General features: G+C 65.3%; 9 protein-coding genes. 6 read left to right on the forward strand and 3 right to left on the reverse strand.

What is annotated here, in order from left to right; translation table 11 throughout:
- The first annotated feature begins 22 nt into the window (after positions 1–22).
- Both J0A90_RS09415 and J0A90_RS09420 read left to right on the forward strand, forming a co-directional pair.
- On the forward strand, positions 23–970 hold the full coding sequence (locus tag J0A90_RS09415) for a ProQ/FINO family protein (RefSeq protein ID WP_233076666.1): 948 nt from the start codon (positions 23–25) through the stop codon (positions 968–970).
- Positions 971–1,429: 459 nt separating this feature from the next.
- Entirely contained in the window at positions 1,430–2,587 is a 1,158-nt protein-coding gene (locus tag J0A90_RS09420) for a porin (protein ID WP_207035152.1), read from the forward strand.
- A gap of 569 nt (positions 2,588–3,156) precedes the next feature.
- On the opposite strand, the gene plsB is transcribed toward J0A90_RS09420, so the two are convergent.
- Positions 3,157–5,586 (reverse strand): glycerol-3-phosphate 1-O-acyltransferase PlsB, encoded by a 2,430-nt coding sequence (gene plsB, locus J0A90_RS09425; protein ID WP_207035150.1) that lies wholly within the window; start codon positions 5,584–5,586, stop codon positions 3,157–3,159.
- Positions 5,587–5,749: 163 nt separating this feature from the next.
- Between plsB and J0A90_RS09430 the strand changes: the two genes are divergently transcribed.
- Positions 5,750–6,877 (forward strand): phosphatidylserine/phosphatidylglycerophosphate/cardiolipin synthase family protein, encoded by a 1,128-nt coding sequence (locus J0A90_RS09430; protein WP_207035149.1) that lies wholly within the window; start codon positions 5,750–5,752, stop codon positions 6,875–6,877.
- Between the two features lie 7 nt (positions 6,878–6,884).
- Here J0A90_RS09430 and J0A90_RS09435 read toward each other — a convergent pair whose 3' ends face one another.
- Positions 6,885–7,583 (reverse strand): YecA family protein, encoded by a 699-nt coding sequence (locus J0A90_RS09435; RefSeq protein ID WP_207035147.1) that lies wholly within the window; start codon positions 7,581–7,583, stop codon positions 6,885–6,887.
- Positions 7,584–7,744: 161 nt separating this feature from the next.
- Between J0A90_RS09435 and J0A90_RS09440 the strand changes: the two genes are divergently transcribed.
- The 3 genes from J0A90_RS09440 to J0A90_RS09450 all read left to right on the forward strand — a co-directional run bounded on the left by J0A90_RS09440 (position 7,745) and on the right by J0A90_RS09450 (position 11,592).
- A complete protein-coding gene (locus tag J0A90_RS09440; RefSeq protein ID WP_207035145.1) occupies positions 7,745–8,329 on the forward strand; it encodes a SprT-like domain-containing protein in 585 nt (194 codons plus the stop codon).
- A gap of 256 nt (positions 8,330–8,585) precedes the next feature.
- Positions 8,586–10,538: an acetate--CoA ligase gene (gene acs, locus J0A90_RS09445; RefSeq protein WP_207035143.1), complete on the forward strand. Its 1,953-nt coding sequence runs from the start codon at positions 8,586–8,588 to the stop codon at positions 10,536–10,538.
- A gap of 388 nt (positions 10,539–10,926) precedes the next feature.
- A complete protein-coding gene (locus J0A90_RS09450) occupies positions 10,927–11,592 on the forward strand; it encodes a response regulator transcription factor (RefSeq protein ID WP_035474928.1) in 666 nt (221 codons plus the stop codon).
- Between the two features lie 151 nt (positions 11,593–11,743).
- Here J0A90_RS09450 and J0A90_RS09455 read toward each other — a convergent pair whose 3' ends face one another.
- Positions 11,744–12,700 carry a LysR substrate-binding domain-containing protein gene (locus J0A90_RS09455; RefSeq protein WP_207035141.1) on the reverse strand — a complete coding sequence of 319 codons (957 nt, stop codon included), beginning with the start codon at positions 12,698–12,700 and terminating at the stop codon, positions 11,744–11,746.
- Between the last annotated feature and the right edge of the window lie 87 nt (positions 12,701–12,787).

Below are 12,787 nucleotides of genomic sequence, written 5' to 3' on the forward strand. Positions count from 1 at the left end.
GCGAGGGAGGAGTGAGGCCGTGTTGACGGAACGAACACAGGCGCTGCTGGCGGAGATCGAGCGCAAGATCGACGCCAGCCAGGCAGCGCTGGAGGCCGAGCGGGAACGCAGCAGGACGCTCGCATCGGAAAACCGCGCGCTCAAGGAGCGCCTGCTGGCGCTGGCCGAGCTCGATCCCCTGATCGCCGGCGGCCATGCCCACCCTGAAGATCCCGACGGCGGCACCCGGGTGCGCGGCCTGGGCAGTCTGGCTTTCCGCCGCTCGCGGCCGCGGGAGGAGGGCGCCGACGAAGCCTCGCGGCGGGGGCCTTCGCCGCTGCAGCGTCTCACCTCGACGCCGCCCGCGTCAGCCGAGGTTTCCACTGATCCCGAGGCCCCGGCCGCGCCGGCCGCCTCCGTGGCGCGGGCAACGCCGGATTCCGGCGCCATTGATGCCCCGGAATCCGCCCCGGCGAGCGCGGCATCGGCGTATTCGCTACCGCGGGCAAGTACCGATCCAGCCGAGGACGCGAATGGCGCCGGTGGCGCCGAGCATACTGATACGGGCTCTGCCCAGAGCACACTGGCATTCGGCGCCGAGCACGAGGCGCCTTCGCCGCATGCGCTGCTGGCCCAATGGTACAAGCGCTATCCCAAGGCGTTCTTCAAGGGACATACCCGCCCGCTCAAGACCGGTATCCATCTCGATCTCTGCGCCTGCGAGCCCTGGCCCGAGAAGCTGGTGCGGCGGGCGCTGGCCTGCTATGTCCACCTGCCGCGCTATCTGAAATCGGTGCGCGAGGGCGCGCGCCGGGTCGATCTGCAGGGCGCGGACAGCGACGTAGTCAGTGCCGAAGAGGCCAAGCACGCCAAGCGCCAGCTGGAGGCGTTGCAGAAGAAGCAGCAGGTGAAGGAGACCCGCCAGCGCGCCGACAAGCTCGACCGCAAGATCGGTGAGTTGCTGGCCAAGCATGGGCGTCACGATAGCTGAAGCCGGGTAGTGATCCGCTGAAAGCGCTGTGATGAGGGCGCAACAGGTGTCGGCCGCGTCACGCCGAACGAGATAACACTTTCGTCGTATTTTGCCAGGCCGATCCGGGCGCTATGGTGCGCCCGGCGTGAGGCGTCAGCCGCTGGATGTCGCGCCCATGTCATTGAAATGACATCGCTTGGCGCTAGCGTGATGACGTCTCTCAGCCGCCGATGATGACGCAAGGTATGAGCGCCAGGGCCTTCACGGGCAGGGCGGCGAGCAACGAAAACAGTGTTTTTTTCTTGTTGCGTTCGCCACACGTCCAGTATATGGTTTCTCGGCGAGCATTGGACAATAACAAGGCTTCAGAGTTCCGCAGCCGTCATTCGTTCGCGTGACGAAGCTGGTTGAAGGCACCGAAGCCGACTGCATCTGCAGACACGATCGAACAGTAAGCTAGTTAAGGAACCTATCGCGATGAAAAAGACGCTCTTAGCGACTGCTATTGCTGGTGCCCTGGGCGCCTCCGCTGCGGCTCAGGCGGCGACTGTCTACAACCAGGACGGCACGCAGCTCGACATCTACGGCAACATCCAGATCGCCTACAAGTCCATCGAGACTGGTAGCTACGACGGCACCACTGGTCGTATCACTGGCTCCGACTCCGAAGACGAGCTGTTCGACAACGGCTCCACCGTCGGCTTCTCCGGCCAGCACGTCATCAACCCGGGCCTGACCGGCTACTTCAAGGCCGAGTTCGAGCACGACGCCGACGAAGAGAAAATCAACGGCGGCCTGAAAAGCGGCGACCAGGCTTACCTGGGTCTGAAGGGCAACTTCGGTGACGCCCGTCTGGGTTCCTGGGATCCGCTGATCGACGACTGGGTCCAGGATCCGATCTCCAACAACGAGTACTTCGACGTCTCCGACTCGACTCGTGACCTGGCCGGCATCTACGGCAGCAACGGCATCATCGGCAACGCCAACGCTGACCGCGAAGGCGACAAGTTCCAGTACATGTCTCCGGTCTGGGCCGGCCTGCAGTTCGCCGTCGGTACCCAATACAAGGGCGACGCGGAAGACGAGTTCCAGGCAACTGGTTACAGCAACCAGGGTTCCAACGCTTCGTTCTTCGGCGGCCTGAAGTACGCTGTGGGCGCGTTCTCCATCGCTGCTGTCTACGACGACCTGGACAACTACGAGCTGCAGAACAACGTGACTGGCGACAAGGTCAAGGCCAAGGCCTACGGCGTGACCGCTCAGTACACCATCGACACCCTGCGTCTGTCGGCCAAGGTCGAAGACAGCGACCTCAAGATCAACGGTGAAAGCGGCGACATCATGCGCTACGCCGTCGGTGCACGCTACGGCTACGCCCTGTCCGACAACTTCGCTGGTGACCTCTACGGTGCCTACCAGTACGTCGACGCCGACAAGGAAGTGGCTCTGGCTACCAACCGCGGCGCTATCAACAGCGCTGGTAACTACGCTGGCGACGACAACTTCAACGAATTCATCCTCGGCGCGACCTACAACATCTCGCCGGCGATGTACACCTTCGTTGAAGGCGCCATGTACGACCGTACCCACGACGTGGGCAACGGCGTCGCTGTGGGTGCTGTCTACAGCTTCTAAGCGATACCCGACACGAGCGGCTCCGGCCGCTCGTTCGAACGAAGCCGGCCCTTGGGCCGGCTTTTTCGTATCTGTCTGTCGGCGAACTCGACTATTCTCCCTCGCCGGCCTGCGTAGCCGGTGCCATCGATCTCGATGCCGCTGCTTGCCTGATGCCACCGTTGTCGTCGTCCGTTTAACCGGCGCTACCTGATAGCCATTTGAGGCTTTTCCTGTACTGTTGCGGCCTTTCTCCTGCATTGCCGCGCATCAGATAAGACGACTTTTAACACGTCTTGTATGACCGCTTTTCTTGCCATCTTCTCGCGGCTTTTTCCACTGCAGGATGAGTGTCAGCGCCAGGCTGATGGACGCGTGGCAGAGATCATCGAAGCCCATGCCATCATTGTGAATAGCGCTTACTGTCCCTGAAACCGCCCTGATACCTGGAGAGGAAAGCTGCCTTCGCGGCCGATGCACGCTACTTCTGAGCGGCCCGCGCTACAGGCATGAATGGGGCCAGGAGCTGGTGAGTAAGTGTTCAATATCTACACGAACGGACGTATGAGCCGCAAGCGTGCCGGCCCGGCTCACTGCCGGGTGAGCCGCACCAGCCGATGGCGCAGTTCCGGATCGAACAGGGTGCGGCTGCGCTTCTGCGCGCGCATCAGCGCCTCGTCGTAGTGCAGCCGATCCGCTTCCACGTGCAGCCACCCCTGCGCCTCGAGGGTTTCCAGCAGCGCTGAGAAGAGCCGCTTGTCGAAGAATTCCGGTGCGTTGAGCCCGGCCAATAGCGTCAGCCGTTCGGCCAGCTGGCGGCTGTGCTCCTCCAGCGTTTCGCGGGTCAGTTCGCCACTCGGGTAGCGCAGCAGCGAGGCCAGCAGCAGGTAGGTGCGTTCGAGCGTCGGCTGTATCGGCTGGCCGAGCAGGCGCAATTGCTCGCTGGCTTCCAGATGACCGGGCTGGCGGCGCCACTCGCTACCACTCTGCTTGAGCAGCCCTTCGGCGCTCAGGGCCTCGAGGGTGTGGGCAAGATGCTGGCGATGGTCCGCCACTTCGCGGGCGTTGAGCTCGCGGGCGATCAGCGGCCATGCCGGTGCCAGTAGGGTGTCGAGTTCATCGAGGCAGAATGCCACGTTGTTGCGGAAAGCGAAGGCCACCAGCCCGACATGCGTGAACAGGTGCAGCACGTTGTTGCGATACCAGGTGAGCAGCGTGGCCTGTTCCGGCGTGGCACTGATCAGCTCGCCCAGCGCCTGGGGGCGGCGCTGGATGAAGCCGAGTGATTCCACCTGCTCTATCCAGGCGGCGGCGTCGCCCGCCGGCAGGCGGCAGTTCGGGCTGCCCGGCACACGCTGCTGCAGCCGCACCAGCAGCGCTATCTGATGCGCCAGCAGGTCGGATTCGATGGTGTGGTGCGGCGTCGCCAGCAGCGCCATCGCCACCAGCGAGACGGCATTGATCGTGGCGCCATCGTTGATGCGCTCGGAAAGTGCGTGACCCAGCTGCGGCACCGCTTGCTTGAGCCACTCGGGGCGAGGCTGGCTGCGCTCCTCCCGCCAGGCGGGGGCGAGGCTATCCAGGAAGTCGGTCAGCGACAGCGGTTCGCCGACGTTGACCGCGACCCGGCCGTGGGGCTGGCGCAGATGGCGCAATACGTGCACCAGATCCAGCGGCGACTCCTTCTTCTTGCTGCCGCCGCGCAGCTCGCGCAGATAGGCGTTGCTCTCGAGCACCTTCTCGTAGCCGATGTAGACCGGTACGAAGGCGACGTCACGGGTGGCGTCGCGCAGGAACGAGCGCAGCGTCATCGCCAGCATGCCAGGGCGCGGGTCGAGCATGCGACCGGTGCGCGAGCGCCCGCCCTCGATGAAGTACTCGATCGGCTGGCCGCGGGCGATCAGACGGTGCAGATACTCGTTGAATACCGCGGCATAGAGCCGGTTGTCCTTGAAGCTGCGGCGCATGAAGAAGGCGCCGCCGCGGCGCAGCAGCGGACCAATCAGCGGCATGTCGAGGTTGCGTCCGGCGGCGATGTGCGGGGGCATCAAGCCTTCGCGATAGAGCACGTAGGAGAGCAGCAGGTAATCGACGTGGCTACGATGGCAGGGCACATAAACCAGAGTGCGCTCGCCGGCGATCGCCTTGACCGCGTCGAGGCCATGAACGTCGACGCCATCATAGAGCCGGTTCCACAGCCGCTTGAGCAGCTCATACAGAAAGCGCAGCACCGGGTAGGACATGTTGGAAGCGATCTCGCGCGCATAGCGCTCGGCACGCTTGCGCTCCTTGAGCGTGTTGCTGCGATTGGCGGAAGCGGCTTCGTCGATCGCCTGCCGTACCGCCGGGCTGCCCACCACGCCGCGGACCAGGGTGCGGCGGTGGGAGATGTCGGGGCCCAGCACCCGGGCGCGCACGCGGCGAAAGTGGACTCGCAGCACACGCGCCAGGGTGCGCTGGGTCAGCCGGGTCTGCGGATCGTCTAGCAGCGCTCGCAGGCGGATCGGTTCGCCCAGGTGGGCTTCCAGGTGGCGGCCGTTGACGAGTAGCGACAGCAGGCGGCGCAGGCGCCCGCTCCAGGCCCAGTCATCGGCGGCGAGCATCTTCCAGAAGCCGAAGTCCTTGCCCGGGGCGCGGCTCCAGAACACGCTCACCGGCACCAGCTGCACGTCCAGCGTGGGGTTCTGTTCGAGTGCGGCGAGCAGCGGGCCCAGCGACTCTGTACCTTGGGTCTTGACGCCGCGCCAAGTGCGGCGCAGGCGCGGCAGCGGCAGGCAGGCCGGCAGCGTGAGCCCATTCAACTCGACCCGACGGCCGGCGTTGGGTAGCCCCAGCTTGCGGGTCAGTTGAGCCACTGCGAGCTCGTCGCTCAGCGCCGGGTGCGGAATGACGTAGAGCGTGACCGGTTCGGGGTCGAGGGCTATCGGGTCGGGTTCGATCAGGCGGAAGCCGAGCCAGCGGCGCACGCTGGCGCCCATCAAGCGATGCCACAGTCGCCCCGTGCCGCTGAATGACCGCATGCTTGAAGCCCTCGCAAATTCATGAGTATAGCGATATCCGCCGGCGCCGACGATGGCGCGCACGGTATCGCGGAAGCCTGCCATCGACAGCGGCGGGGCTGGCTCTTTTCTGGCGCGGCGAAACGTGCGTCAATCGGGGCCGATACGATCGGCGGAAAATGGCATGCGCGCAACATGGAAGGGCGGCAATCGCTTCGAGCTACTCCCGGAAGGCAAACGCTTTTGGCCGGCCATGCGAGCGGCGATCGAGGGCGCGCGCGAACAGCTGTGGATCGAGCTTTATCTGATGGAGTCGGGTGCCCTGGCCGAACGTTTCCTGCAGACGCTGGAGGCCGCGGTAGCTCGCGGCGTGGCGGTGCGGATGATGCTCGACGGCGTCGGTAGCATGGGGCTGGCGCGGCGCGACCGCCAGCGCCTGCGCGCCGCCGGGGTCGAACTGCGTTTCTTCAACCCGCTCTCGGTGACTCGACTGGGCGGCAACCTGATGCGCGACCACCGCAAGCTGGTGGTGGTCGACGGCGAGGTGGCGTTCACCGGCGGTTTCGGCATCGTCGACGAGTTCGTGGATGCCTGGTACGAGGTGGCGGTGCGCGTCGAGGGGCCAGTGGTCCACGACTGGATGCGTCTGTTCGCGCAGGTGTGGGATTCGCCGCTGACCCGCGGCGGGCGTTCGCGGGCAAGGCTCTCGCCGCGCCTGCCGCCGGCGCCGGAGGAGGTGGTCGGTATCGGGGAGGGCGCCCGCGGGCGGGTGATCTCCGGGCGCGGCCACCGCTACCAGGCGATCCGGCTGTCGCTGCATGGGCGCATCTCCACCGCGCGCCAACGGCTGTGGCTGTGCACGCCTTATTTCGTGCCCACCCTGAGCCTGCGCCGCCAACTGGCCCAGGCCGCGCGGCGCGGCATCGACGTGCGCCTGCTGCTCGCCGGTGGGCATCACGACCATCCGGGTATCCGCTACGCCGGGCAGCGCTTCTATGGGCGCCTGCTCAAGGCCGGCGTGCAGATCTACGAGTTCCAGCCCAACTTCATCCACGCCAAGTTCTGTGTCGTCGACGACTGGGTCTCGCTGGGCTCGTGCAACTTCGACCACTGGAGCCTGCAGTGGAATCTCGAGGCCAATCAGGAGATCGAGGATAGCGCCTTTGCCGCCGAGGTCGCCCAGCTGTTCCAGCGCAACTTCGCTGCCAGTCAGCGGATCGACGCCTCCTCCTGGCGGCGCCGACCCTGGTGGCAGCGGGTGCGTGAATGGGCGTTCGGCACTCTCAATGCCTGGATGACGCGGCTCAAGTAGCGGCGCCTCAGCGCTTGCCGCCGCGCTGCCTAGCGCCGCCCTGGCGCGCACCGCCGCGGGACTTGCCTGTCTGTTTCCCACCCGACTTGCCCGGGCCGCGCTTGGGTGGCTCCGGCGGTACGCGAAAATGCAGGTAGAGATCGAGGGTCAGCTCTGGCAACTGGGCAGCCAGGGCGCTGAACTGCGCCTCGTCGGCGACCATCTCGGCCATTTCCGGCTCCTCCTCGAACAGCCCCGAGAGCGCCATGAAGGGCAGCAGCAGGGCGGCGACGTGGGATTCGTCCTGGGCGAACCAGGTCGCTTCATCGAGAAATACGGCCTGCATGAAGCCCGCGCACCAATCCTCGATGGCGGCGGCCATCTCGCCGTCGTCGTCGAGCTCGCTGTCGAATGGCAGCTCCAGCCACTCGCCGCGCTCGAGAATATCGCCGGCCTGGCGTGTCAGGGTTTCCATCAACGCGATGACTTCATCGCGCGCCGCTAGTTCGGTGAACGCGGGGGCCGTCTCGAATAGCTCCGCCAGCCACTGCGCCTGGGGCGGCGACTGGGGTGCCACGGCCAGGGCGACCAGAAAGCCGTGGGCGCTGACCACGTCGGGGGCTTCCTCGCCCAACTGCTCGGGGGCGAGAAACTCGTCGAGCCTCGCCAGGCCGTTATCGTCCAGCGGTGGATGGCTGGCGATGGCGTCGTCGTGGTCGTCGGACATGAGGGCTCCTGGACTGGGATAAAGAATCACGGTGCGGGGGCGCTGGACGCCTCCCGCCGATGGCGGCATTCTACCACCGGCTTCCCGCTCATCGCCTGCCCGCAGCGATCGACCCTAGCGACCGCCGTCATCGATACTCAGCCATGCCACGCGACCGCCCCATGACTTCGCTCTCAACGTCACCGCGCACGCCCGCACTCGCCCCTGCCGATCCGCACGCCCTGGCGCGGCTGGATCGTGCTGCCCTGCAGCAGGCTCTGGTCGCGCGCGCCGAGCGCGCCTGGCAGCTGGCTCGGGAGGTCCACCCCGGGTTGCCGCGCCCGCGCATCTGGTTCGACCTGCGTGGCCGCAGCGCCGGGCAGGCGCACTATCAGCGCGGCGGGCTGCGCTTCAACGCCACCCTGCTCGACGAGAATCGGGCCGCCTTCATGGATGAGATCGTGCCCCACGAGATGGCCCACTGGCTGGTGTTCCATCTCGACGAGGGGCTTCGCGCTCGGCCCCATGGGCGTGAGTGGCAGCGCGTGATGCGTGGTCTCTACGGGTTGGCGCCGAGCGTCACCCACCGTTTCGACGTGGCCCGGGCCAGCCCCATGCCCTATCTCTATCGCTGCCGCTGTACACAGCCCCACCGTTTCAGTGCGCGGCGCCACGCTGGCGCCCAGCGCGGCACCCGCTACCGCTGCCGCCGCTGCCGCGGAGAGCTGGACTATCTCGGGTACGATACCGACCACCCAGCCGACTAGCCATGGCGCAAGGGGCGGGGCGACCGCCGCTGGCCGCGGCTGGCCCAGTGATCTAGGTTGAGACCAGACGAAGGTCTAATAGGGGGTGACCGTCGCCAGCGTTATATGCTGGCGGTCTTCGTAGCCGATCCGCTATCGCATTGAGCTGATTGAGCTTTCACCATGACAGCGGGGGTCGTGTGGGTCGCCGGAAGTCGGCGCGCCGGCTCTCGAATCCGAGTAAAAGTCTCGAATCCGAATAAAAGGGGAGATCGCCATGAGCGAGCAGCAGCGGGTCTATCCTGTCGACCAAGCGCTGGCAGACAAGGCCTGGTTCGATCGCGAGCGCTACGAGGCACTCTATCGGCAGTCGGTCGAAGACCCCGAGGGGTTCTGGCGTGAGCAGGCCCAGGCGCTCGAGTGGAGCCGCCCGCCGACACGCATCAAGAATACCTCCTTCGCCTCGGACAACGTCGATATTCGCTGGTTCGAGGATGGCGAACTCAACGTCGCCTACAACTGTCTCGACCGCCACCTGGAGACGCGTGGTGATCAGGCCGCGATCATCTGGGAAGGCGACGATCCCAACGAGCACAAGGTGATCACCTATCGCCAGCTGCATGCCCGGGTCTCGCAGCTGGCCAACGCGCTGAAGGCCATGGGCGTTGGCAAGGGCGATACCGTCACGCTCTATATGCCGATGGTGCCGGAGGCTGCGATGGCGATGCTCGCCTGCGCGCGCATTGGTGCGGTGCACTCGGTGGTGTTCGGCGGCTTCTCGCCGGATGCCTTGGCCGGACGTATCGTCGACTCCCAGTCACGCATCGTGATCACCGCCGACGAGTCGGTGCGCGGTGGCAAGCAGGTACCGCTGAAGGACAACGTCGACGCGGCACTGACCCGCGACGGCACCGATGTGGTCGAGCATGTGCTGGTGGTCAAGCGCACCGGTGGCGAGATCGCCTGGCATGAAGGTCGCGACCAGTGGTTCCACGAGCAGGTCGACGCGCAGTCCGAGGAGTGCCCGGCGGAGACCATGAACGCCGAGGACCCGCTGTTCATCCTCTACACCTCCGGTTCCACCGGCACGCCGAAAGGGCTCAAGCACACCTCCGGTGGCTATCTGCTCTACGCTGCGCTGACCCACCGTGCCGTCTTCGACTACCACGATGGCGAGGTCTACTGGTGCGCCGCGGACGTGGGCTGGATCACCGGCCACAGCTATATCGTCTACGGGCCATTGGCCAACGGCGCCACCACGCTGATGTTCGAGGGCGTGCCGACCTACCCGAGTCACGGGCGGATCGGTCAGATCGTCGACAAGCACGAGGTCTCGATCCTCTATACCTCGCCCACCGCGATCCGCTCGCTGATGGCTCACGGCGAGCGCATCATGGACGACAGCCGGCGCGAGACCCTGCGCGTGCTGGGTACCGTCGGCGAACCGATCAATCCCGAAGCGTGGGACTGGTTCTATCGCGTGGTGGGCAACTCGCGCTGCCCGATCGTCGATACCTGGTGGCAGACCGAGACCGGCGGCCACATGATCACGCCGCTGCCGGGCGCCACCGATCTCAAGCCGGGCTGCGCGACCAAGCCGTTCTTCGGCGTGCAGCCGGCACTGCTCGACAACGACGGCAACCGCCTCGAGGGGGCGACCGACGGCAATCTGGTGATTCTGGACTCCTGGCCGGGTCAGGCGCGCTCGATCTGGAACAATCACGAACGCTTCGTGCAGACCTACTTCTCGACCTACGAGGGCGTCTACTTCACCGGCGACGGCTGCCGTCGCGATGCCGACGGCGACTACTGGATTACCGGGCGGATCGACGATGTGCTCAACGTCTCCGGCCACCGCATGGGCACGGCCGAGATCGAATCCTCGCTGGTCGCCCATCCTGACGTGGCCGAGGCCGCGGTGGTGGGCTACCCCCACGATATCAAGGGGCAGGGCATCTACGTCTACGTGACGCTCAACGACGATGTCGAACCCAGCGACGAACTCAAGCAGACCCTCAAGCAGTGGGTACGCAAGGACATCGGGCCGATCGCCACGCCGGATGTGATCCAATGGGCGCCGGGTCTGCCCAAGACGCGTTCGGGCAAGATCATGCGGCGTATCCTGCGCAAGATCGCGGCCAACGAGTGCGACGGTCTCGGCGATACCTCGACGCTGGCCGATCCCAGCGTGGTCGAGGATCTGATCGAGAACCGCCATATCAAGTCGTGAAAAGGTGTAGACACCGGGCTTACTCGATAAGCCCGGTTTTCATCTGTATGATTAAATGAGTGATTCAGGGTGATGCCGATATCTGCGCTTTTAATCCGCGTGTTGCGGATAAACATGGGGTATCGGCGTTATCCTGGGTTAAGCCGTTAGTGCGAGTCATCCCCCCTCTTTGTGGCTGGGATAGCGGCTTTTCAGAGCGCGCTTCCAGTCTCCTGGCGTGCCCTGCAGCGGCGTCGGACGGCAGTTTTTTCACGCCTCGATTTGAGGCTTGGGAATCGACGATTGCATGGGGTAACATGCCATTAATCCAAAGTTGAACCACTTTGTCCGTTGACGAGCCACATGCCCCGAACTCGCTCGACGTTTCGACAGTCCCGGAGGAGATTCAATGGCTTTTGCCCAGAAATTCATCGTTGCCGATGACCACCCACTCTTCCGGGCGGCGCTCAATCAGGCGCTGCGCCAGGTATCGCCCCAGGCGGAAATCGTCGAAGCGGATACCATGGAAGCGACCACCGAGGTGGTGACGCGTCACCCGGATGCCGATCTCATCCTGCTCGATCTGCACATGCCGGGGGCGCACGGTTTTTCCGGGCTCATTCAACTGCGCGGTCAGATGCCGGATATCCCGGTCACCGTGGTCTCGGGCAGCGAAGAGCTCGACGTGGTGCGTCGCGCCATCGACTACGGCGCTTCCGGCTTCATTCCCAAGTCGGCCTCGCTCGACGCCATCGCCGAGGCGATCGGTGAAGTGCTCAAGGGGGAAGTGTGGCTGCCCGCCGAGATGGCCGATGCGATGGGCGAGGGCAACGAGGAAGACGCCCGCTTCGCCGAAGCGATCGCCTCGCTCACCCCGCAGCAGTTCCGCGTGCTCAACATGCTCACCGAGGGGCTGCTCAACAAGCAGATCGCCTACGAGCTGAACGTCTCCGAAGCCACCATTAAGGCCCACGTCACCGCCATTCTGCGCAAGCTCGGCGTGCACTCCCGCACCCAGGCCGTGATCGCCGCGCAGAAGCTCGAGATCGACCCGCCCAAGGTGGCCGACAACTGAGTCAGGGAAAATATAGGTCAAGGAAAAACCAGCTCACGCTGCTTGCCACGTCTCTGCCGAATACCTGCGACGCCCGTACGTCCCACCCACACTGTGTATACAGAGTGGGCGTGCCGTGCGGGCGTCCTGCGTGTCTAATACTCTCCCTCGTCTACTGCCCCTCAGCCGCATCGCCGAGCGGCTGCTCCGTCAGCCGGCCGCGCTCGGCCTCCTCAACCAGCCAGTCGTGGATCGCCCGGACGCGGCGGTCATCGAGGGCGCCCTGCTGATAGACCAGTCCGTAGCGCTTGCCGGTGGCGACCGAGCCGGCAAAGGGCGCGATCAGGCGTCCGCTCTCCAGCTCGTCGCCGATCAGCGTACGCCGGGCGATCGCCACGCCCATGCCGGAGATCGCCGCCTCCACCGTGAGCTGGTTGCGGTTGAAGGTATAGCCGCGGCGGACATTGACGTGTTCGCCGCCGATCGCCGCCAGGTAGTGCTCCCACTCGGCGTAGTCGTGGCTGCCGCGCCAGGCGGTGACATCGTGCAGCAGCGGGTAGTAGCCCAATGCATCGGGGTGGGTCAGCGGTGGGCGCCGGCGCAGCAGCTGCGGCGAGCAGACCGCGAAGATGCGCTCGTCGATCAGCGCCGAGGTCTGCAGCCCGGGGTAGTGGCCATCGTTGAGATCGATCGCCAGATCGAACCCGCCGTCGAGCAGCGACAGGTTGCTGTCCTCGGCGCTCAGGTGCAGCTCGATATCGGGAAAGCGCGCCTGCAGTCGCGGCAGCCGCGGCATCAGCCACTTGGCCAGGAACGAGGGCAGGCAGCGCAGACGCAGCACGCCGCTCATCACCCCGCCGCGCAGGCGGTCGATCTCCAGCCCCACCGCATCGTAGGCCTGGGACACCACCCCGGCCAGGCGCTCGCCCTCCTCGGTGAGCGCCAGCTGTCGCGGCAGGCGTCGAAACAGCCGGAATCCCAGGCGCTCTTCCAACTGCTTGATCTGCTGACTGACCGCTCCGGTGGTCACGTGCAGCTCCTCCGCCGCACGGGTGAAGGAGAGGTGCCTGGCGCTGACGGCGAAGACCTTCAGCCAGGCGTGGGTCTGAGCATTGAGTGACTGGGCCATGATTTAGCCTGACTAAAACCCTGGGCAGATATATTCGATTGAGACCGGTGTAACCGGCGAGCACACTGAAGTCAAACTACATCAAGC

Source organism: Salinicola sp. DM10 (assembly GCF_017306975.2).
Lineage (GTDB): Bacteria > Pseudomonadota > Gammaproteobacteria > Pseudomonadales > Halomonadaceae > Salinicola.

Coding starts and splice junctions, on each gene's coding strand:
- J0A90_RS09420 (WP_207035152.1), top strand. CDS start 1,430: ATGAAAAAGACGCTCTTAGCGACTGCTATTGCTGGTGCCCTGGGCGCC.
- plsB (WP_207035150.1), bottom strand. CDS start 5,586: ATGCGGTCATTCAGCGGCACGGGGCGACTGTGGCATCGCTTGATGGGC.
- J0A90_RS09430 (WP_207035149.1), top strand. CDS start 5,750: ATGCGCGCAACATGGAAGGGCGGCAATCGCTTCGAGCTACTCCCGGAA.
- J0A90_RS09435 (WP_207035147.1), bottom strand. CDS start 7,583: ATGTCCGACGACCACGACGACGCCATCGCCAGCCATCCACCGCTGGAC.
- J0A90_RS09440 (WP_207035145.1), top strand. CDS start 7,745: ATGACTTCGCTCTCAACGTCACCGCGCACGCCCGCACTCGCCCCTGCC.
- acs (WP_207035143.1), top strand. CDS start 8,586: ATGAGCGAGCAGCAGCGGGTCTATCCTGTCGACCAAGCGCTGGCAGAC.
- J0A90_RS09450 (WP_035474928.1), top strand. CDS start 10,927: ATGGCTTTTGCCCAGAAATTCATCGTTGCCGATGACCACCCACTCTTC.
- J0A90_RS09455 (WP_207035141.1), bottom strand. CDS start 12,700: ATGGCCCAGTCACTCAATGCTCAGACCCACGCCTGGCTGAAGGTCTTC.